Here is a 19,791-nt window from a genome sequence, read left to right on the forward strand (position 1 = left end):
TGACTCCTCAGCGGTCGGCGGGCACGGGATCGGCTTCGGGGCCGGGCACGGGTGCCGGCCGGGGCCGGACCGGCGCCCAGGGGAACGGCGGGTCGGGGATGTCCCGGCGCAGCACCGGTGCGACCGCGGACTGGAACAGCTCCAGCGAATCGCGGTGCCGGCCGACGGGCAGCCCGCCGGCGTCCGCGCTCACGTGCAGCACGGTGTGCCCGAACTGCTCGTGGTAGCGGTGGACCTTGTCGATGACCTGCTCGGGGCTGCCGATCAGGGCCGAGCTGCGCGCCACGAAGTCCTCCACGGTCTCGAAGACCACCGGCAGTCCGGCCTTGCGCTGGAAGGCCAGATTGCTCTCGAAGACCGGCCGGTAGGCGTCCACCGCCTCCTGCGAGGTCGGGGCGACGTGCAGGCCCGCCGAGCCGGCGCCCACCGCGATCGCCGCCGGGTCGTGCCCGTAGTGTTCCCAGCGCTCCCGGTAGTGGCGGATCAGCTCGGCGTACGGCTCCATCGGGTGGGTGACGTTCGCCGAGAACAGCGGGTCGCCGTAGCGGGCGGCGAGGTCGACCGACTCCTTGCTGGTGGCGCTGCCGTGCCAGACCCGGACCGGCTGCTGGTAGGGCCGCGGCCACACCTCGGCGTCCGTCAGCGGCGGCCGGAAGCGGGTGTCGGCGGTCACCCTGTCTTGCCGCCAGATCTGCCGGAACACCTCGTAGCTCTCCGCGTTGCGCTCCCACTGGTCCTCGGGGGTGACCTGGAACAGTTCGCGCTGCGCGGCGCCGTTGCCCTTGCCGATGATCAGGTCGAGGCGCCCGTCGGAGAGGTGGTCCAGGGTCGCGTAGTCCTCGTAGGCCCGGACCGGGTCGAGCAGGCTCAGCGTGGTGACGGCGGTGAAGAGCCGGATCCGGCGGGTGAGCGCGGCGACATGGCTGAGCACCACGGTCGGCGAGGAGGAGAGGAACGGCCGTTCGTGCCGCTCCCCCACGCCGAATCCGTCGAAGCCCAGTTCCTCCGCCAGCACCGCGTTGTCCAGGACCTCGCGGAACCGATCGTGCGTGGGCGTGCGGATGCCGGTGGCCGGGTCCGGCCGGTGCACGATCAGCGTGATGGCGAGGAACTTCACGACGCGGCCCGCTCGGGCGCGGCGCCGGTGTCCGCGTCGGGGTGGGCGAGGCCCAGGTGGTCGCGGAGGGTCGTGCCCTCGTACTCGGTGCGGAACACGCCTTGTTCCTGAAGCAGCGGGACCACCTGGTCGGCGAACGCGTCGAGTCCGCCGGGGGTGATGTGCGGGACGAGGATGAAGCCGTCGGAGGCGTCGGCCTGCACGAAGTCGTTGATGGTCTGCGCGACGGTGGCCGGGGAGCCGACGAAGGACTGCCGGTTGCCGGTGTTGATGACCAGGTCGCGGATGGACCACTTGTTGGCCTCGGCGAGCTGCCGCCACTCGCGGGCGATGGCGACCGGGTCGCGGTACATCCGCACCTGGGCGCGGCCCCGGGAGATGTGCTCCTCGGCGACCACCGGGTCGACGTCGGGCAGCGGGCCCTCGGGGTCGTATCCCGACAGGTCCCGGTTCCAGACGAACTCGAGGTGCTTGATGGCGGTGGCGCCGCTGACCTGCTGGCGGCGGACCTCGCGGGCGAGTTCGGCGGCGTCCTGGTCGGTGTCGCCGAGCACGAAGGTCGCGGCGGGCAGGATGAGCAGCTGGTCGGGGCGGCGGCCGTACGTGGCGAGGCGGGACTTGACGTCCGTGTAGAAGGCCTGGCCCTCCTTCAGCGTGGAGTAGCGGCTGAAGATCGCGTCGGCGCCGGAGGCGGCGAACTCGCGTCCCCCGTCGGAGTCGCCGGCCTGGAAGATGACCGGACGGCCCTGCGGGGAGCGCGGGACGTTGAAGCGGCCGTGGATGTCGAAGTGCTGCCCCTGGTGGACGAAGGCGCCGGCCTTGGCGTCCCGGAGGAACGTGCCGGTGGCCTGGTCGGCGAGGATCTCGTCGCCGCGCCAGGAGTCGAACAGCTCGTGCGCGGTGGCGAGGAACTCCTTGGCGCGGGAGTAGCGCTCGTCCTGCGGCAGGAAGCCGCCGCGGCGGAAGTTCTCACCCGTGAACGCGTCCCAGGAGGTGACGACGTTCCAGGCGGAGCGGCCGTCGGAGAGGTGGTCCAGGCTCGCGAACTGGCGGGCCACCTCGTACGGCTCGTTGAACGTGGAGTTGATGGTGCCGGTCAGGCCGAGCCGCTCGGTGACGGCGGCCAGCGCGGCCAGCACGGTGAAGGTGTCGGGCCGGCCGACCACGTCCAAATCGTAGATCTGGCCGCCCTGCTCGCGCAGCCGCAGTCCCTCCGCGAGGAACAGGAAGTCGAACTTGGCGCGCTCGGCGGTCTGCGCGAAGTGCACGAAGGAACTGAACTCGATGTGGCTGCCGGCGGCCGGGTCGCTCCACACGGTGGTGTTGTTGACGCCGGGGAAGTGGGCGGCCAGGTGGATCTGCTTCAACGGCTTGCTCATGGCGTGCGGTCGTCCTCTCCGGCTTTCAGGCTGCTGCGTAGCGGTTGGCGGGGCGGGCGAGGCCGAGGAGGCCGCGCAGGGTGCCGGACTCGTAGGCGTCCCGGAAGCGGTGGCGGCGCTGCAGCTCGGGCACCAGGTCCCGGGTGATCCGGGGCAGGTCGTGGCCGGCGACCGCGGGCCGCAGCCGGAAGCCGGTCAGCCCGCCGGCCGCCAGGTCCTCCAGCAGGTCGGCCAGCTCGGCGGCCGTACCGGTGAAGATCCGGGCGTCGCTGGTGTACGGCTCGCCGGCGAGCGTGTCGAGGCGGTCACGGCGGGCCTCCGCCTCGGCCCGGCTGTCGTCGAGGAGGACGACGAGGTCGCCGAAGACGTGCAGGGTCTCGTCGGCGCGGCCGGCCTCCGCCTGCCCGGCGCGGATCTCGGCGACGATCGCGCGGGCCTCCGCCCGGTCGTGCGGGGTGACGTAGCCGAGGTCGGTCTGGCGGGCCACCAGCCGGTACGGGACGGGCCGGTGGGCGAGGGCGGTGACCAGCGGCTGGCCCTGCGGCGGGCGGGGGGTGATGGAGGGGCCCTTGACGCTGAAGAAGCGGCCCTCGAAGTCGATGTAGTGGAGCTTGTCCCGGTCGATGAAGCGGCCCGTCGCCGCGTCCCGGATCTCGGCGTCGTCCTCCCAGCTGTCCCAGAGCCGGCGCACCACCTCCACGTAGTCGGCGGCCTCGTCGAACAGCTCGGTGATCACCTCCTGCGCGGCCGGGCCGTCGAAGGAGTCGATCCGGCGGATGGTGCGCCGGCCGAAGTGCGCGGCCTCGTCGGGGCGGGCGGTGACCCGCACGCGCACGCCCGCGCGGCCGGCGCTGACGTAGTCCAGGGTGGCGATCGCCTTGGAGATGTGGAACGGCTCGGTGTGTGTGGTCACCACGGTCGGGACCAGACCTATGTGCCGGGTGCGGGGGGCGACACGGGAGGCGATGAGGACCGCGTCGAGCCGGCCGCGGACCTGGTCGGTGCGTTCGTCGGGGGCCAGGATCCGGGAGGACTGCGGGCCGAGGCCGTCCTCGATGGTGACGAAGTCGAGCAGGCCGCGCTCGGCCTCGCTGATCAGATCGGTCCAGTATCCGGCGGTGAGCAGGTCCCGGGGGCGGGCGACCGGCTCGCGCCAGGACGCGGGGTGCCAGCCGGTGCCGTCCAGGGCCACGGCGAGATGCAGGTGCGCGGGGGAAGTCGAGGACACGGCGGTGCCTTCCTTGATGTCCGTACGAGGAACACCGGCTCGCGGGCGGGCGCCGGCCGGGGCAGGCGGCACCGGCCGGGGGCGAGCGCGGCGGGAGGAGACCCGGACCGGGGGCCGGGGAGAGGTCAGCGGCGACAGAGCGCGGCGGACACGCGCTGGAGATCTATGTGCGGCCGGGAGTGCAGACGGACGGAGCGGTACGGGTGCGGGACGCTTCGGGGGCGGGTCCGCGGGGGCACTCGGGTCACGGCCGTCACCTCCCTCCGTCGGGCACGGCGGGCCGGGTCGGCGTCCGCCTGGCGGATCTCGTCACGACACTCAACGTCCGTCCGGCGCCCGGTGTTCCCGGGCTGCGGAGTTCGGCGATGCGGTTGCGGCGGCGCAGGGTGAAGCCGATCGACTCGTACAGCCGGATCGCGGGCGCGTTGTCGGCGGCGGCGTGCAGGAACGGCGTGTCCCCGCGGTCCCGGACGCCCGCCGCGACGGCGCGCACCAGCCGGGTCGCCAGGCCCCTGCCGCGGTGTGCGGGGTCCGTGCACACGGCGCTGATCTCGGTCCAGCCGGGCAGCCGCAGCCGTTCCCCGGCCATGGCGACGAGCCGGCCCTCGTACCGGATGCCGAGGTAGGTGCCCATCTCGATGGTGCGGTTCAGGAACGGGCCGGGCCGGGTGCGGGCCACCAGGTCGAGGATCTCGGGGACGTCGTCGGGCCCCAGGCGCACCGCCTCCGGGGCCGGTTCGGCCCGCAGCGCGGTGTCGACGAGCTGGACGCCCTCGCCGCCGCCGAGGACGGTCCAGCCGTCCGGCGCCTCGTCGACGGGCTTGACCCGCACGCGGGCTCCGGGTCCGAGGAGCGTGTGCAGGTCGGCCCAGGCGGCCGGGTCCGCGGGGTCCGCCAGGGCGGCGAAGGCGTAGTGGTCCGCCCGGTAGCGGGCCGCGCGGCCGTGCCGCTCCGCGAGGTGGGCGTGCGGCCCGGTGAGGGCGGCCCAGACGGCGTTGTCGAGCACGGGGGCGTGGGGCAGGGACGGGGCTCCGCCGCCGCGGACGTCGGTCGGGTGTGCCACGGAGGCGGAGTCCTTTCCTGGTGCGACGTGCGTGGGGCAGGGGTTGCGGTGACGGCCGGTCAGGAGTTGTCGAGCGGCAGTCCGGGCGGGTTGATCTCCGACTTCGCCACGGCCTCGTTGGAGAGGTTGTAGGCGGCCAGCCACTTGGCGTACTGCCCGTTCTCGATCAGGTGGTTGATGGCGTCGGCGACCGGCTTGGCGAGGCCGCTGTCCTTCTTGGAAGTGGCGGCGATCAGGCCCTGGAGCGTCTCGCCGGCGCCGGAGAAGGTGCCCGCGTTGCGGGTCGGGTTGGGCGTGTTCGCGGTCTGCCGGGCGCGGTAGGCGACGGCGGGGTTGGGACCGAGGTAGGCGTCGACCTTGCCGCTGCTCAGCGCCAGGTTGATGGCGTTCTGGTCCGGGAAGTACTTGACGGTGAGCTTCTTGCCCTCCTTGGCCAGCTTGGCCTTCCACTCCAGGAGGATCTTCTCCTGGTTGGTGCCGGAGCCCACGGTGACCGTCTTGCCGGCGAGGTTCCGGTAGTTGCCGTCGAAGTTCCAGGTGCTCTTCTTCGGCACCTCGAAGGCCAGGTTGTCCTTGCGGTAGGAGGCGAACTCGTACTTCTTCTTGCGCTCCTCGGTGTCGGTGACGTTGGAGAAGGCCACGTCCACCTTGCCGCTGTCGACACCGACGAAGAGGTTCTCCCAGGTGGAGTTCCTGATCTCGGGCTTGAGGCCGAGCACCGCGGCCACGAGTCGGCCGAGGTCGGGCTCGGAGCCGGTGAGGGTCTTCTGGTCGCTGCCCACGAAGTTCAGCGGCGCGGATCCCGAGGGGAGGGCGCCGATGCCGATGACGAGCTTGCCGCTCTTGCGGACGGAGGCGGGCAGTTCCGCGCTGATGGACTTCACTTCGGAGACCTTCAGCTTCGTCTCCTGGGCGGCTCCGTTGGACAGCTGTCCCACGGTCACCGTGCCGGCCGACTCGGTGGTGGTGGCTGCGTCGGTGTCTCCGCCGCAGGCGGCGAGCCCGCCGGCGAGGGAGAGGGTCGCGGTCGCCGCGGTGAGTCCGCGTATCAGGCTGCGTCGGGAGAACTGGCTGGGCATGGCTGTCCTTGTCCTTCGGGAGTTCTACTGCGGGCGGGGCGGGCGGAAGCGGGCCGGGAGGGTCAGAGGACCTTGCTGAGGAAGTCCCGGGTCCGTTCGTGCCGGGGGTTGTCCAGCACCTGGCCGGGCGGGCCCTGTTCGACGATCCGGCCGGCGTCGATGAAGACGACCCGGTCGGCGACCTCTCGGGCGAAGCCGATCTCGTGGGTGACGATGACGAGCGTGGTGCCGCTGGTCGCGAGGTCCTTGATGACGGCCAGCACCTCGCCGACGAGTTCGGGGTCGAGCGCCGAGGTCGGCTCGTCGAAGAGGATGATGCCGGGCCGCAGGGCGAGCGCGCGGGCGATGGCCACGCGCTGCTGCTGACCGCCGGACAGCTGCCGCGGGTAGGCGCCGGTGCGGTCGCCGAGTCCGACGCGTTCGAGCAGTTCGCGGGCGAGTCCCTGGGCCGCCGGCCGGTTCAGCCTGCCGGTGGCGACGGGGGCGGCGGCGACGTTGTCGAGGACGGTCAGGTGCGGGAAGAGGTTGAAGTTCTGGAAGACGAAGCCGATGCGGCTGCGCTGGGCGAGGATGGCGCGCTCGCTGAGCTCCCTCAGGCGTCCTCCGTGCCGCTTCACCCCGATCAGCTCGCCGCCCACGCTGACGTGGCCGATCTCGGGCTTCTCCAGGTGGTTGACGACCCGGAGCAGGGTCGACTTGCCGGAGCCGGACGGGCCGAGGATCACCGTGACCTCGCCGGGGCGGACGGTCAGGTCGATGCCGTCGAGCACGCGGTGGGTGCCGTACCACTTGTGGACGTCGTGCACCTCGAGTGCGGCGGGAGCGGTCTTCTCCAGGATCCGGGCGGTGGTCATACGGCGGCCTCCCTGCGCAGCCGGGCCCGCAGCTCGGCCAGTCCGGCCCGGGCTTGTTGCAGCGGGGTCGGCGGCAGGGAGCGCGTGGCGCCCCGGGCGTAGTACCGCTCGACGTAGAACTGGACGACGGACACGGCGCTGGTGAGGATCAGGTACCAGACGGTGGCGACCATCAGCAGCGGCACGACGTCGCCGGGGTAGGTGTTGCCCATCGACTGCACCGACCCGAACAGGTCGAGCAGGGAGACGTAGAAGACCAGGGACGTGCTCTTGATCAGGCCGATCAGCTGGTTGACGTAGTTCGGGGTGATGGACCTGAGGGCCTGCGGGAAGACGATTCTGCGGAACTGGTAGCCCCGGGGCAGGCCGAGCGCGGCGGCCGCCTCGTGCTGTCCCTGGTCGACGGAGAGGACGCCGCCGCGGACCACTTCGGCCGCGTAGGCCGCCTCGTTGAGGCTGAGCCCGATGACGGCGATGGTCATGTCGGTGGCCAGCTTCGACTCGTCGAAGCTGACGAAGGCCGGTCCGAAGGGCACACCGAGGCTCAGCGTCTTGTACAGGGCGCTGAAGTTGTAGAGGAAGATCAGCACGACGATCAGCGGTATGGAGCGGAACAGCCAGGTGTACGTCCAGCTGACCGCGCGCAGCACCGGGCTTCCGGAGAGCCGGCCGAGTGCCAGCAGGATGCCGCCGAGGAGGCCCAGCACGGCGCTGAACGCGGCGACTTCGAGGGTGACGACGAGGCCGTCGAGGACGGTCGGGCGCAGGAACCAGTAGCGGAAGCGGTCCCACTGGTAGAAGGGGTTGGTGACCAGTCCGTGCAGGATCTGCGCGACGAGGACGAGGACGACGGCGGTGACGATCCACCGGCCGGGCCGGCGCAGCGGCTGAACCCGCTGGGCGGTCAGCTGTCTTGACGGGGTGTCGGTGGATGTCGGCGCCTCGGCGAGGGAGACGGCGGCGCCTGGGGGTTCACTCATGAGGGGCTCCGGCGGAATCGGACACCCCGGGGACGCGGACGGGCGGGCGGGCCGCGTCGGCACGGGGGCACGAGGCGGCGCACGGGCACGCGCGGAACCGGGGGCTGGGCGGACAACGGCACACCGGGCGGAGGGTGTGCGGCGGGAACGCGGGGGCTGGGAGGAGACGTCAGCCCTGACAGCGGGCAGAGCCCGATGCGGTACACAGTGCGCTGTTCACGCGGAGCAGATCGACGGCGCGGTCGGCGACGAGGAGAGCGGCGTACGACGGTACGCAGCCCTGGGGGCGGCTCACGGCCGTCCTGGGAGCTGCGTACATGGCGTCACCTGTCACTGTTCCGGCCCCGGGGGGCCTCGCGCTTACCGAAAACGTCGTCCGGTCCGGTCGTCACCTGGGGCACCCCACCGCGACGCGAGGGTTGCCGGTCAGCCAGCCAGGGCTTGGCGCTGACGCTCATGACCGTTCTGAGCCGTAAGTAAGGCAGTTGCCCGTTCGAATGTCAACGGCCGTCCACTCGATGGACGTCGATGACCCGCTCTCACCTGCGAGGAACGTCCGGGGCGTCCGTCGCATGGGCCGCCCAGTCCAGGATCTGGACGGCGGCTCCGGCGGCTTCCAGGCCCTGGCAACGGCCGTGGTGACGGCGGGCGATGCCGTCGAGATCGAGCCGGCGGCCGAAGGCCGGGTGGGCGGCCAGCCGGCGGGCGTAGGCCCACAGGGCGCGATGGCCGGCGATGCGGTGCACGGCGGAGGCGTCGAGATGGCAGCGGTGGACGGTGTCGAGCTGCACCAGGGCCGTCCACAGCTCGATGTCGGCGGCGGTGAGCCGGTCGTCGGCCAGATACTCGTCTCCGCTCAGCCGCCGCTCCAGCCGGCCCAGGGTGTCCAGCAGGACGTCGAGGGCGGCGGCCCGCTCGGCGGCGTCGGCTCCGGCCCGCCCGGCGCGCTGTGCGGCCTCCTCGATGCCCTCGGCGCACATCCGCTCGACGGCCTCGATCACGGACTCCAGCCCGGCGGGGTACAGGCGGGCACGGCCGTCGCCCCGGAACCGGTCGAGGTCGCGCAGGATGTCGGGGGCGTGGGTGCTGACGATGCGTCCGGACCAGTCGTCGCTGAGGACGGGCGCGAGGGCGGGGCCGGTGTAGTGGTGGGCGCTCGCCTCGTACAGCGGGCGCAGCGCGGCGTGGCCGCCGCCGGGGCCGTCGGGGACGGCGGGCAGCAGTGTGACCGGACAGCTGGTGTCCAGGCCGAGCAGGCTGTGCCCGATGGCGAGCCGCAGCCCGTCGGGACAGGCGGTGGACAGATGGAGCCGGTAGCGGTGCGGCACGGCGTAGTGGCCGCTGCGCGCGTCCCGGCCGATGCGGCCGCGGAAGACGGGGGTGGCGCGGCGGACGGACGGGACGGCGGCGAGCGGAGTGATGGACATGCGTCTCCCCGGGGCGTGGGTGTACGGACGGGCGGACCGGAGCGGGCGGGGCCGGCGGGCGGACGGGCGGGCCGAGCCGGAGGGGCCCGCTTCAGCGGTGGCGGCTGATCGCGCTGCAGACGCGCTGCAGGTCGATGTGGCGGCGGGAGGTGAGCAGGGGGGCGCGCAACGGCGTCCGGCCCGTGCGGCCGGTGCCCGTCTCGAGGCGCGTCATGGTTCCCTACCTGTTCACTAGGATTCCCTCCCTGGAGTGTCGATCGGGCTCCGTACGACGTCAAGGGGGCGTCCACGCCTGGGAATCGGGGGTCTCCTCAGCGACGGGAACATGTGACATAGTACTGCCGTGACGAAGCGACTGACCTGCGATGTCGTGGTCGTCGGAGCCGGAATGGTGGGCGCGGCCTGTGCGCTGTACGCGGCACGCGCCGGCCTCGACGTCCGGGTGGTGGACCGGGGCCCGGTGGCCGGCGGCACCACCGGCGCGGGCGAGGGCAACCTCCTCGTCTCCGACAAGGAGCCGGGCCCGGAACTCGAACTCGCCCTGCTGTCGGCCCGCTTGTGGGCCGGCCTGGCGAAGGAGCTGGGCCCCGCGATCGAGTACGAGCCCAAGGGCGGCCTCGTGGTCGCCCCGACGCCCGGCGCCCTGGCCGCGCTGCGGGACTTCGCCGCCGCCCAGCGGACCGCCGGCGTCACGGTCCAACCGGTCGAGGAGGACCGGCTCCACGACCTCGAACCCCAGCTGGCTCCCGGCATGGCGGGCGGGGTGCGCTATCCCCAGGACGCCCAGGTCATGCCCGCGCTGGCCGCCGCCCACCTGCTCCGCGCCTCCGGCGCCGCCCTGCACACCGGCCGGACCGTGACGGGGGTGCTGCGGACGGCGAAGGGCGCGGTGCGCGGGGTCCGCACCGACCGGGGCGACCTGCACGCGCCGGCGGTGGTGAACGCGGCCGGCACCTGGGGCGGCGCCCTCGCGGCGCTGGCCGGTGCCCGGCTGCCGGTACTCCCCCGGCGCGGCTTCGTCCTGGTCACCGAGCCGCTGCCGCGGAGGATCCGGCACAAGGTGTACGCCGCGGACTACGTGGCCGACGTCGCCAGCGACTCGGCCGCCCTGCGCACCTCGCCGGTCGTGGAGGGCACGGCCGCGGGACCGGTGCTGATCGGCGCCACCCGGGAGAGGGTGGGCTTCGACCGTTCGCTGTCGCTGCCCGCGGTACGGGCGCTCGCCGCCGGGGCGATCGGGCTGTTCCCGTTCCTGGAACGGGTCCGCGCGCTGCGGACGTACGCGGGCTTCCGGCCGTATCTGCCCGATCACCTGCCGGCGATCGGCCCGGACCCGCGGGTGCCCGGCCTGTTCCACGCCTGCGGGCACGAGGGTGCCGGCATCGGACTCGCCCCCGGCACCGGGCGGCTGATCGCGCGGGCACTCGCCGGAAAGGCGCCCGAACTGGATCTCACGCCGTTCCGGCCGGAGCGGTTCGACACCGAGAAAGGCGGCACGCCGTGAATCCGCTGGAGCTGGCCCGGGCCCGGCCGGGCGAGGCGTTCAGCCTCACCTTCGACGGCCGACCGCTGACGGCGCTGCCGGGCCAGACGGTCGCGGCGGCGCTGTGGGCGGCGGGTGTCCCGGCCTGGCGCAGCACGCGAGGCACCGGCCGCCCCCGCGGGGTGTTCTGCGGGATCGGGGTGTGCTTCGACTGCCTGGTGACCGTCAACGACCGCCCCGGGCAACGGGCCTGCCTGGTGCCGGTGCGGCCGGGGGACGCGATTCGTACGCAGGAAGGGACGGGCCGGGACGATGACTGAGCGACCGCACCTCGCCGTCGTCGGCGCGGGCCCGGCCGGCCTCGCCGCGGCCCTGGCGGCGGCCGCACGGGGTGTCCGGGTGACCCTCGTGGACGCGGCCGGCCAGGCGGGCGGACAGTTCTACCGGCAGCCCGCCGCCGCTCTCGGCGCGCGCCGGCCGCAGGCCCTGCACCACCAGTGGCGCACCTGGGAGCGGCTGCGCGACGGCCTCGACCGGCAGCGGACCGCCGGCCGGATCGAGCAGCTGACGGATCACCATGTGTGGTGCGTGGCACGGGACACCGGCTCCGGGGCCTTCGGTGTGCACGCGCTGCGCGGTCCCGCTCAGGAGGAGGGTGTCACCGTCCGCGCCGACGCCGTGCTGCTCGCCACCGGCGGGTACGAGCGGGTGCTGCCCTTCCCCGGCTGGACACTGCCCGGGGTCGTCACGGCGGGCGGCGCGCAGGCCATGCTCAAGGGCGGCCTGGTGCTGCCCGGCCGGACGGCCGTGGTGGCCGGGACCGGGCCGCTGCTGCTGCCCGTGGCCGACGGGCTCGCCGCGGCCGGTGCCCGGGTCGCCGCGCTGGTCGAGTCCGCCGGTCCCGCCGCGCTGCTGCGCCGGGCCCCCGCCCTGGCCGGTCAGCCCGGCAAACTCGCCGAGGGCGCCGGGTACGCGGCACGGCTGCTGCGGCACGGCGTACGGACCCTGACCCGGCACACCGTCGTGGCGGCGCACGGCACCGACCGGCTGACGGCGGTCACGGTGGCCGCGCTGGACCGGGCCGGGCGCGTCCGGCCCGGCAGCGCCCGCCGTGTCCGCTGCGACACCCTCGCCGTGGGCCACGGCATGCTGCCGCACACCGATCTCGCCGAGACCCTGGGCTGCACCCTGTCCGGCGTCGCCGTACGCGTCGACGCCGAGCAGCGCACCGACGTGCCCGGCGTGTGGGCCGCCGGGGAGGCCACCGGCGTCGGCGGAGCGGGGCTCGCGCTCGCCGAGGGGCACATCGCCGGGCGCTCGGCCGCCGCCCGGCTGCACGGCATCGCCCCCGACCCCCGCGGCTGGGCCGCCGCCGCCCGGACCAGGACCCGGCTGCGGACGTTCGCCGCGGCCCTGGACACCGTGTACGTCCCGCCGCCGGGCTGGGCGGACCGGGTCTCGGACGAGACGGTGGTGTGCCGTTGCGAGGAGGTCACCGCCGGGGAGGTGCGCGGGGCCGTCGACCCGCTCGGCGCCACGGACCTGCGCACCGTGAAGCTGCTCACCCGGGCCGGAATGGGCTGGTGCCAGGGCCGGATGTGCGCGCCCGGAGTGGCGGGTCTGACCGGATGCCCGCTCACCGCGGGCCGCAGGCCGTTCGCCCGGCCGGTGCCGCTCGGCGTGCTCGCCGCCCTGCCCGAAACGGACTGAGCGCATCACCGCGGCCCGCCGAACCGGTCAGCCGGCCCGGCCCGGCCCAGTCCAATCCAGTCCAGTCAGTCAGTCAGTCAGTCAGTCAGTGATATGTCACACTCCATTGATGGGGGCACCATGACCGACCCGCAGAACCGTCCCTGGCGCGGCATCCTCGTCGCCACCGCCCTCCCGCTGCGCGCGGACCTCTCCGTCGACCACGACCGCTACGCCGAACACTGCTCCTGGCTCGTCGCGAACGGCTGCGACGGCGTCGTGCCCAACGGCTCGCTCGGCGAGTACCAGGTGCTCACCCCCGAGGAGCGCGCCCGGGTGGTGGAGACCGCCGTGGCCGCGATCGGCGGGGCGCGGGTGATGCCGGGTGTCGCCGCGTACGGCTCCGCCGAGGCCCGCCGCTGGGCGGAGCAGGCGGCCGAGGCCGGCTGCGCGTCGGTGATGCTGCTGCCGCCCAACGCCTACCGCGCCGACGAACGGTCCGTCCTCGCCCACTACGCGGAGGTGGCGAAGGCGGGCCTGCCGGTGGTGGCGTACAACAACCCGATCGACACCAAGGTCGACCTGGTGCCCGAACTCCTCGCCCGGCTGCACGGCGAGGGGCTCGTGCACGCCGTGAAGGAGTTCTCCGGAGACGTCCGCCGCGCCTACCGCATCGCCGAACTCGCCCCGGAGCTGGACCTGCTGATCGGCGCCGACGACGTCCTGCTGGAGCTGGCGGTGGCCGGCGCCAAGGGCTGGGTGGCCGGCTACCCCAACGCGCTCCCCCGCGCCTCGGCGGAGCTGTACCGCGCCGCGGTGGCCGGTGACCTCGGCACCGCGCTCCCCCTGTACCGGCAGCTGCACCCGCTGCTGCGCTGGGACTCCCAGGTGGAGTTCGTCCAGGCGATCAAGCTCTCCATGGACGTCGTCGGCCGCTACGGCGGCCCGGTGCGCCCGCCGCGCGTCCCCCTGCCGCCGGAGCAGGAGGCCGCGGTCCGCGCGGCCACCGAGAAGGCCGTCGCCGCGGGCCTGGCGTAGGGAGCCGCACCATGCGCAGCAAGCTCGTCCTGCACGCCGTCGACTCGCACACCGAGGGCATGCCGACCCGGGTGATCACCGGCGGGGTCGGCACCGTCCCCGGCGCGACCATGAACGAGCGGCGGCTGCACTTCCGGGCGCACCGGGACCACGTCCGGGGGCTGCTGATGAACGAGCCGCGCGGCCACGCCGCGATGAGCGGCGCGATCCTCCAGCCGCCGACCCGCCCCGACTGCGACTGGGGGGTGCTCTACGTCGAGGTCTCCGGCTGTCTGCCGATGTGCGGGCACGGCACGATCGGTGTGGCCACCGTGCTGGTCGAGACCGGGATGGTGGAGGTCGTGGAGCCGGTGACCACCATCCGGCTCGACACCCCGGCGGGGGTGGTGGTCGCCGAGGTCGCGGTGGAGAACGGCGCCGCCCGGCACGTGACGCTGCGGAACGTCCCCTCGTTCGCCGTCGGCCTGGACCGCACGATCACCCTGCCCGACGGCCGGACCGTCACCTACGACCTCGCCTACGGCGGCAACTTCTACGCGATCCTGCCGCTCGACGCGTTCGGGCTGCCCTTCGACCGTGCCCGCAAGGACGACATCCTGGCGGCGGGCCTGTCGCTGATGCGCGCGATCAACGAGCAGGAGGAGCCGGTGCATCCCGAGGATCCGTCGATCCGCGGCTGCCACCACGTCCACCTCCACGCTCCCGGCGCCACGGCCCGGCGTTCCCGCCACGCGATGGTCATCCACCCGGGCTGGTTCGACCGCTCCCCGTGCGGTACGGGGACGTGCGCGCGCATGGCGCAGCTGCACGCGCGCGGTGAACTGCCGTTGCGCACCGAGTTCGTGAACGAGTCGTTCATCGGCACCCGCTTCTCCGGGCGGCTGCTGGGGACGGCGGAGGTCGCGGGGGTACCCGCCGTGCTGCCCAGCTTCACCGGCCGCGCGTGGATCACCGGGACGGCGCAGTATCTGCTGGACCCCACCGATCCGTTCCCGGAAGGATTCGTCCTCTAGACTCACCCCGGTGATGCGTGACATGGCACAGAACACGCCGGGGGCGGAGATGCCCGCGCTGCCCCGGCTCGGCGGCCGGCGCAGCAGCTACCGCGAGCGGGTCGCGGACGCCCTGCGCGCCGCCCTGATCGCGGGCGAGCTGCGACCGGGCGAGGTCTACTCGGCCCCCTCCCTGGCCGCCCGGTTCGGCGTCTCGGCGACGCCGGTGCGGGAGGCGATGCTCGACCTGGCCAAGGAGGGGCTGGTCGACACCGTGCCGAACAAGGGCTTCCGGGTCACCGCCGTCTCCGACAGGCAGCTGGACGAGTACACGCACGTCCGGGCGCTCATCGAGATACCCACGGTGGTGGACCTGGCCCGCACGGCCGACCGGGTCTCGCTGGAGGCGCTGCGCCCGGCGGCCCGGGAGATCGTCACCGCCGCGGTGGCGGGTGACCTGATCGCCTACGTCGAGGCCGACACCCGCTTCCACCTGGGTCTGCTGGCTCTCGCGGGCAATGCCCATCTGGTCGAGGTCGTGGCCGACCTGCGCAAACGCTCCCGTCTGTACGGCCTGACCGCGCTGGTGGAGGCGGGCCGGCTGCTGGCCTCCGCCGAGGAGCACCTGGAGCTGCTGGACGCCCTGCTGGAGCGGGACGGCAAGGCCGTGCACGCGATCATGACCCGGCATCTGGGGCATGTGCGCAGCCTGTGGGCGTCGCCGGACTGACCGCGTCCGGCACTGCGCGCCACCCCGGACAGCGCCGCACATCTGGCGGCACAGGGGTCGCGGGACGGGGCTTTTTGCGTGATCAAGGGCCTTGTACGGGACAACGAACGGCGATTTTGCGTCAGATCGACGCATCCCCGACCATGGGCCCCGTCCCGGTGATCCCGGGCACGTCAGTTCCATGAGAGGCGCACCACCCATGCACAGCACCGGAACCGTCCCGCAGCCGGCTCCGGCCCCCGCGGAGATCCCCGCGGAGACGCCCACCCCTCCTGTCGAGGACCCGCACGGCGACTCCGGCAGGCATGCCCGCCGGTTCGGCCTGCCCGTCGCCACCGCGCTGGTCATGGGCAACATCATCGGCGGCGGCATCTTCCTGCTCCCCGCCTCCATCGCCCCCTACGGCACGGTCAGCCTGGTCGCCTTCGGTGTGCTGACCGTCGGTGCCATCGCGCTCGCCCTGGTCTTCGGCCGGCTCGCCGCCCGGGACCCGCGCACCGGCGGCCCCTACGTCTACGCCCGCGAGGCGTTCGGCGACTTCGCCGGCTTCCTCGCGGCCTGGTCGTACTGGATCACCACCTGGGTGTCGAACGCCGCGCTCGCCGTCGCCGCCGTCGGGTACCTGGACGTGCTGATCCCGGTGAACGATCACCGCTGGTCCGCCTGTCTGGCCGCGCTGGCCCTGCAGTGGCTGCCCGCCCTGGCCAACTTCGCCGGCACCCGGTACGTGGGCGCCGTCCAGCTGGTGTCCACGGTGCTGAAGTTCGTACCGCTGCTGCTGGTCGCGGTCGGCGGGCTGTTCTTCTTCGACCCCGACCGGCTCGGACCGTTCAACGCCGGCGGCCACAGCGCGATCGGCGCGGTGTCCGCCTCCGCCGCCCTGCTGCTCTTCTCCTACCTCGGGGTGGAGTCCGCCGCCGTCAGCGCCGGCGAGGTCGAGAACGCCCGCCGCAACGTGGGACGGGCCACCGTCATCGGCACCGCCGGTGCCGCGCTGGTGTACCTGCTGGGCACGCTGTCCGTGTTCGGCACGGTCGCGCACGACCGGCTGGTGACCTCCACCGCGCCGTTCTCGGACGCCGTGAACACGATGTTCGGCGGTGCTTGGGGCGGTACGGCGGTGGCGCTCGCCGCTCTCGTGTCGATGACCGGCTGCCTCAACGGCTGGACCCTGCTGAGCGCCCAGACGCCGTACGCGGCGGCGCGCGACGGCCTGTTCCCGAGCGCCTTCGCGCGCCGCCGGCGGGGTGTGCCCACGGTCGGGGTCGGCGTGACGGTCGTCCTCGCCTCCCTGCTCACCGCCTACAACTACGTCTCGGGCTCGGGCAAGGTCTTCGAGGTCCTGGTCCTCGTGACCACGTTCACCGCCACCGTGCCGTACCTGCTGGCCGCCGCCGCGCAGATCTTCCACCTCGTGTCCGGCCGGGCCGAGACGGTCGACCGGGCACGCCTGGTGCGGGACTCCGTGATCACCGCGGTGGCCGCCGCCTTCTCGCTCTGGCTGATGGCCGGCGCCGGTTACGCGGCGGTCTACCAGGGCGTGCTGTTCCTCTTCGCCGGGATCATCGTCTACGCGGTGATGGCGGCGCGGCGGCAGCGGAAGCCGGCATCGGCGACCGACATGCCGTGATGCGGCGACCCGGGGCGCACGGGGTGTGACCCGCGTACGGCCCGGGGCGCACCGGGTGCGGCCCAGTCCGGCCGGTGCTGCCCGTCAAGGGCTCCCGGACGCCGTGCGCGGGGGCGTGCCGTGCACTCCGGGCCGGTACTTGGGGACACGGACGGTGATCTTCATGCCGGCCCCGACGCCGGTCTCGATCACCAGACCGTGGTCGTCGCCGTAGACCTGCCGCATCCGCTCGTCCACGTTGCGCAGCCCGATGCCCGTCGCGGGACCGTCCTCGCCGCGCAGGATCCGGCGGAGCCGGTCCGGCTCCATGCCGACCCCGTTGTCCTCGATGACGATACGGGCCGTCGCCCCCTCGTCCTGTGCGGCGATGGTGATACGGCTGCGCTCGACGCTCTCCTCCAGTCCGTGCTTGACCGCGTTCTCCACCAGCGGCTGAAGGCACAGGAAGGGAACCGCCACCGCCAGCACCTCGGGGGCGATCTGCAGCGTCACCTGCAGCCGCTGCCCGAACCGGGCGCGGACCAGCTCCAGGAACTGCTCGACGGACCGCAGTTCCTCGGCCAGGGTGGTGAACTCGCCGTGCCGGCGGAACGAGTACCGGGTGAAGTCGGCGAACTCCAGCAGCAGTTCCCGCGCCCGCTCGGGATCGGTGCGGACGAAGGAGGCGATCGCCGCCAGGCTGTTGTAGATGAAGTGCGGGGAGATCTGCGCGCGCAGCGCCCGGATCTCCGCCTCGATCAGTCCCGTGCGGGCCCGGTCGAGATCGGCGAGTTCGAGCTGCACGGAGACCCAGCGCGCCACCTCCTCGGTGGCCCGCACCGCGGACGCCGACTCCCGGACGCCGAGCACCACGAGGGCGCCGAGCACGCGCTCGTCGACGGTGAGCGGGGCGACGGCGCCCCAGCGCACGGGGCACTCCGGGTCCGGACAGCCCACGGCGAAGGTCCGGCTGCGGCCGGTGTCCAGCACCTGGCGGACCCGGTCGAGGGCCGCGTCCGCGTGGTGCCGGCCCGGCCCGTCCCAGGCCAGCAGCCGGTCCTCGGCGGTGAGGCCGAGCGCGGCCGTGCCGAACAGCGGCCGGAGCCGTCGTACCGCCTTGCGGGCCGCGTCCTCGGTGAGTCCGGCGCGCAGCGGGGGCGCGGCCACGGACGCGGTGTGCAGGGTGTGGAAGGTGGCGCGTTCCACGGGGGTGCCGGGGCCCGTTCCGAGCCGGGCGGCCCGGCGGAGCGGCAGCCGTCCCGCCGCGAGGCCCGCCGCGAACAGCACGGGGGCCGCCACGGCGAGGAGAGCGAGCCCGCTCATGCGCGGGCCGGGTCGGCGGCGGGCCGGCGGATCGTCATGGGGTCGTCACTCCTCGGCGGGTGGTGGGCGCGCCCCGGACTGCCGGACGTTCGGGCAGATGGAGGCGGGCCATGGCGGCCTCGGTGCCGGCCGGGATCCGATCCCGGGTGGCCAAGGAGACCAGGATCATGGTCAGGAAGCCGAGCGGTACGGTCCACACCGCCGGCCAGGCGAGCAGGGTGTGCGTCCAGCCGTCGCTCAGGGGTCCCGCGATGGTCAGCGCGACCGCGGTGAGGGCGCTGCCGCCGCCGGTGAGGAGCCCCGCGATCGCGCCGGGCGCGGTGAGTCCGCGCCACCAGATGCCGAGCACCAGCAGCGGGCAGAAGGAGGAGGCGGCCACCGCGAAGGCGAGTCCCACGGCGTTGGCGACGGGAAGTTTGCTGGCGGCCACGCCGACCGTGACGGGCACGGCGACCGCCAGGAGCGTGGCCAGCCGGAAGCGGCGGACGCCGAGCGTGGGCAGCACGTCCTGGCTGAGCACGCCCGCGACGGACAGGGTGAGCCCGGAGGCGGTGGACAGGAAGGCGGCACAGGCGCCGGCGGCGATCAGGGCGCCGAGGAGATCGCCGCCGGCGCCGCCGACGAGCCGTTCCGGCAGGACGAGGACGGCCGCGTCCGTGTTGCCGGTGAGCAGCAGGTCGGGGGCGTAGAGCCGGCCGAGCAGGCCGTAGAGGGGTGGCAGCAGGTAGAAGGCGCCGACCAGGGCGAGCACGATGACGGTGGTGCGCCGGGCGGCGCGGCCGTCCGGGTTGGTGTAGAAGCGGACGAGCACATGGGGCAGGCCCATGGTGCCGAGGAAGGTGGCGCAGATCAGCCCGTACGTCGTGTACAGCGGGTGATCGTCCTTGCCGCCCGAGAGGGGTGCCGCCCAGCTGGAGGCGCCGCGGCCGGCGTCGCTCTCGCGCACGGGCACCGGGGCGCGCGGCGGGAACCGGAGCGTCGTGCCGGCCCGGACCTCGTGCACTCCGGGGTCCAGCTCCAGCCGGCCGTTGTCGTAGCCCCTGCCGTCCACGGCACCGGTCGCGACGGCCCGCAGCGGCGCGTCGATCCTGATGCGTACGGTGCTCTCGACGGTGACCTGGGTGTGCCGGCGGAAGCTGGGCGGCTCGTCCAGGGCGTCGGCGGGACGCGGGTCTCCGTGCCAGGCGACGAGCAGGAAGACCGCGGGCACGAGGAGCGCGGTCAACTTCAGGCAGTACTGGAAGGCCTGGACGAAGGTGATGCTGCGCATGCCGCCGGCCGCGACCGCCAGGGCGACGACGACGGCGACGAGCACGCCGCCGAGCCAGCGCGGTGCGCCGGTGACCAGGCCGAGGGTGAGGCCCGCGCCCTGGAGCTGGGGCAGCAGATAGAGCCAGCCGACGCCGACGACGAGCACGCTGGCGACGCGCCGGGCGGCCCTCGACCGAAGCCGTGACTCGGCGAAGTCGGGCAGCGTGTAGGCCCCGGAGCGGCGCAGCGGGGCGGCGACGAACGCGAGCAGGACCAGATAGCCGGCGGCGTAGCCGACGGGGAACCAGAGCATCTCCACGCCCTGGGCGGCGACGAGTCCGGCGATGCCGAGGAAGGAGGCCGCCGAGAGGTACTCGCCGCTGATGGCCATGGCGTTGAGGTACGGCGGAACGGTGCGGGAGGCGACGTAGAAGTCGGAGGTGGTGCGGGAGATGCGCAGCCCCGTCGCACCGATCACCAGGGTCGTGACGACCGCCGCTGACACGGCCACGATGCCGTACGTCTGGTTCACCCGGCGGCCCCCGGGGC

The 19,791-nt window shown here is 73.7% G+C and carries 19 protein-coding genes and 1 riboswitch; of the genes, 7 read left to right on the forward strand and 12 right to left on the reverse strand.

Annotated elements, in window-relative coordinates; genetic code table 11:
• Positions 1-7: 7 nt before the first annotated feature.
• From ACZ7KF_RS07735 to ACZ7KF_RS07780, 10 genes are all read right to left on the reverse strand, one after another.
• Complete coding sequence (locus ACZ7KF_RS07735) at positions 8-1,117, reverse strand: LLM class flavin-dependent oxidoreductase (protein WP_471070121.1); 1,110 nt, start codon at positions 1,115-1,117, stop codon at positions 8-10.
• Positions 1,114-2,496 (reverse strand): NtaA/DmoA family FMN-dependent monooxygenase, encoded by a 1,383-nt coding sequence (locus ACZ7KF_RS07740; RefSeq protein ID WP_471070123.1) that lies wholly within the window; start codon positions 2,494-2,496, stop codon positions 1,114-1,116. The genes ACZ7KF_RS07735 and ACZ7KF_RS07740 overlap by 4 nt, the downstream gene beginning before the upstream one ends.
• Before the next feature lie 25 nt (positions 2,497-2,521).
• Positions 2,522-3,724, reverse strand: coding sequence for an LLM class flavin-dependent oxidoreductase (locus ACZ7KF_RS07745; RefSeq protein WP_471070125.1), 1,203 nt, complete (start codon positions 3,722-3,724; stop codon positions 2,522-2,524).
• Between the two features lie 125 nt (positions 3,725-3,849).
• Positions 3,850-3,981 (reverse strand): putative leader peptide, encoded by a 132-nt coding sequence (locus tag ACZ7KF_RS07750; protein ID WP_471070127.1) that lies wholly within the window; start codon positions 3,979-3,981, stop codon positions 3,850-3,852.
• Positions 3,978-4,787 (reverse strand): GNAT family N-acetyltransferase, encoded by an 810-nt coding sequence (locus tag ACZ7KF_RS07755; RefSeq protein WP_471070129.1) that lies wholly within the window; start codon positions 4,785-4,787, stop codon positions 3,978-3,980. Before ACZ7KF_RS07755 ends, ACZ7KF_RS07750 begins: the two co-directional genes overlap by 4 nt.
• 59 nt (positions 4,788-4,846) lie before the next feature.
• A complete protein-coding gene (locus tag ACZ7KF_RS07760) occupies positions 4,847-5,866 on the reverse strand; it encodes an ABC transporter substrate-binding protein (RefSeq protein ID WP_471070131.1) in 1,020 nt (339 codons plus the stop codon).
• Between the two features lie 62 nt (positions 5,867-5,928).
• Positions 5,929-6,720 (reverse strand): amino acid ABC transporter ATP-binding protein, encoded by a 792-nt coding sequence (locus tag ACZ7KF_RS07765; RefSeq protein WP_471070133.1) that lies wholly within the window; start codon positions 6,718-6,720, stop codon positions 5,929-5,931.
• Entirely contained in the window at positions 6,717-7,700 is a 984-nt protein-coding gene (locus ACZ7KF_RS07770) for an amino acid ABC transporter permease (protein ID WP_471070135.1), read from the reverse strand. The genes ACZ7KF_RS07765 and ACZ7KF_RS07770 overlap by 4 nt, the downstream gene beginning before the upstream one ends.
• A gap of 351 nt (positions 7,701-8,051) precedes the next feature.
• Positions 8,052-8,162: riboswitch (SAM riboswitch) on the reverse strand.
• 77 nt (positions 8,163-8,239) lie between these two features.
• Complete coding sequence (locus ACZ7KF_RS07775) at positions 8,240-9,127, reverse strand: glutathione S-transferase C-terminal domain-containing protein (RefSeq protein ID WP_471070136.1); 888 nt, start codon at positions 9,125-9,127, stop codon at positions 8,240-8,242.
• Positions 9,128-9,218: 91 nt separating this feature from the next.
• Complete coding sequence (locus tag ACZ7KF_RS07780; protein WP_471070138.1) at positions 9,219-9,341, reverse strand: putative leader peptide; 123 nt, start codon at positions 9,339-9,341, stop codon at positions 9,219-9,221.
• A gap of 129 nt (positions 9,342-9,470) precedes the next feature.
• Between ACZ7KF_RS07780 and ACZ7KF_RS07785 the strand changes: the two genes are divergently transcribed.
• The 7 genes from ACZ7KF_RS07785 (at position 9,471) to ACZ7KF_RS07815 (ending at position 16,689) form a co-directional block, all read left to right on the forward strand.
• On the forward strand, positions 9,471-10,631 hold the full coding sequence (locus tag ACZ7KF_RS07785) for an NAD(P)/FAD-dependent oxidoreductase (protein WP_471070140.1): 1,161 nt from the start codon (positions 9,471-9,473) through the stop codon (positions 10,629-10,631).
• Positions 10,628-10,930, forward strand: a complete 303-nt coding sequence (locus ACZ7KF_RS07790; RefSeq protein ID WP_471070142.1) for a (2Fe-2S)-binding protein — start codon at positions 10,628-10,630, stop codon at positions 10,928-10,930. The genes ACZ7KF_RS07785 and ACZ7KF_RS07790 overlap by 4 nt, the downstream gene beginning before the upstream one ends.
• Positions 10,923-12,320: an FAD-dependent oxidoreductase gene (locus ACZ7KF_RS07795; protein ID WP_471070144.1), complete on the forward strand. Its 1,398-nt coding sequence runs from the start codon at positions 10,923-10,925 to the stop codon at positions 12,318-12,320. The genes ACZ7KF_RS07790 and ACZ7KF_RS07795 overlap by 8 nt, the downstream gene beginning before the upstream one ends.
• A gap of 120 nt (positions 12,321-12,440) precedes the next feature.
• The gene (locus ACZ7KF_RS07800; RefSeq protein ID WP_471070146.1) at positions 12,441-13,337 is read left to right on the forward strand and encodes a dihydrodipicolinate synthase family protein; all 897 of its coding nucleotides are present in this window, start codon (positions 12,441-12,443) and stop codon (positions 13,335-13,337) included.
• An 11-nt stretch (positions 13,338-13,348) separates the two neighbouring features.
• On the forward strand, positions 13,349-14,350 hold the full coding sequence (locus ACZ7KF_RS07805; protein WP_471070148.1) for a proline racemase family protein: 1,002 nt from the start codon (positions 13,349-13,351) through the stop codon (positions 14,348-14,350).
• Positions 14,351-14,363: 13 nt separating this feature from the next.
• Positions 14,364-15,059, forward strand: a complete 696-nt coding sequence (locus ACZ7KF_RS07810) for a GntR family transcriptional regulator (RefSeq protein WP_471070150.1) — start codon at positions 14,364-14,366, stop codon at positions 15,057-15,059.
• Between the two features lie 199 nt (positions 15,060-15,258).
• Positions 15,259-16,689 carry an amino acid permease gene (locus tag ACZ7KF_RS07815; RefSeq protein ID WP_471070152.1) on the forward strand — a complete coding sequence of 477 codons (1,431 nt, stop codon included), beginning with the start codon at positions 15,259-15,261 and terminating at the stop codon, positions 16,687-16,689.
• Between the two features lie 84 nt (positions 16,690-16,773).
• Here the strand turns inward: ACZ7KF_RS07815 and ACZ7KF_RS07820 are convergent, their stop codons facing one another.
• Both ACZ7KF_RS07820 and ACZ7KF_RS07825 read right to left on the reverse strand, forming a co-directional pair.
• Positions 16,774-17,991, reverse strand: coding sequence for a sensor histidine kinase (locus tag ACZ7KF_RS07820; RefSeq protein WP_471070153.1), 1,218 nt, complete (start codon positions 17,989-17,991; stop codon positions 16,774-16,776).
• Between the two features lie 34 nt (positions 17,992-18,025).
• Positions 18,026-19,774 (reverse strand): sodium/solute symporter, encoded by a 1,749-nt coding sequence (locus ACZ7KF_RS07825; protein WP_471070154.1) that lies wholly within the window; start codon positions 19,772-19,774, stop codon positions 18,026-18,028.
• Positions 19,775-19,791: the final 17 nt, after the last annotated feature.

The sequence above is a fragment of the Streptomyces sp. NPDC038200 genome (assembly GCF_055600785.1).

Bases quoted from the DNA above. Each gene is read 5' to 3' on its own strand.
- ACZ7KF_RS07815 (WP_471070152.1), top strand. From the start codon at position 15,259: ATGCACAGCACCGGAACCGTCCCGCAGCCGGCTCCGGCCCCCGCGGAG.
- ACZ7KF_RS07740 (WP_471070123.1), bottom strand. From the start codon at position 2,496: ATGAGCAAGCCGTTGAAGCAGATCCACCTGGCCGCCCACTTCCCCGGC.
- ACZ7KF_RS07800 (WP_471070146.1), top strand. From the start codon at position 12,441: ATGACCGACCCGCAGAACCGTCCCTGGCGCGGCATCCTCGTCGCCACC.
- ACZ7KF_RS07795 (WP_471070144.1), top strand. From the start codon at position 10,923: ATGACTGAGCGACCGCACCTCGCCGTCGTCGGCGCGGGCCCGGCCGGC.
- ACZ7KF_RS07770 (WP_471070135.1), bottom strand. From the start codon at position 7,700: ATGAGTGAACCCCCAGGCGCCGCCGTCTCCCTCGCCGAGGCGCCGACA.
- ACZ7KF_RS07810 (WP_471070150.1), top strand. From the start codon at position 14,364: ATGCGTGACATGGCACAGAACACGCCGGGGGCGGAGATGCCCGCGCTG.
- ACZ7KF_RS07780 (WP_471070138.1), bottom strand. From the start codon at position 9,341: ATGACGCGCCTCGAGACGGGCACCGGCCGCACGGGCCGGACGCCGTTG.
- ACZ7KF_RS07765 (WP_471070133.1), bottom strand. From the start codon at position 6,720: ATGACCACCGCCCGGATCCTGGAGAAGACCGCTCCCGCCGCACTCGAG.
- ACZ7KF_RS07760 (WP_471070131.1), bottom strand. From the start codon at position 5,866: ATGCCCAGCCAGTTCTCCCGACGCAGCCTGATACGCGGACTCACCGCG.
- ACZ7KF_RS07805 (WP_471070148.1), top strand. From the start codon at position 13,349: ATGCGCAGCAAGCTCGTCCTGCACGCCGTCGACTCGCACACCGAGGGC.
- ACZ7KF_RS07820 (WP_471070153.1), bottom strand. From the start codon at position 17,991: ATGAGCGGGCTCGCTCTCCTCGCCGTGGCGGCCCCCGTGCTGTTCGCG.
- ACZ7KF_RS07775 (WP_471070136.1), bottom strand. From the start codon at position 9,127: ATGTCCATCACTCCGCTCGCCGCCGTCCCGTCCGTCCGCCGCGCCACC.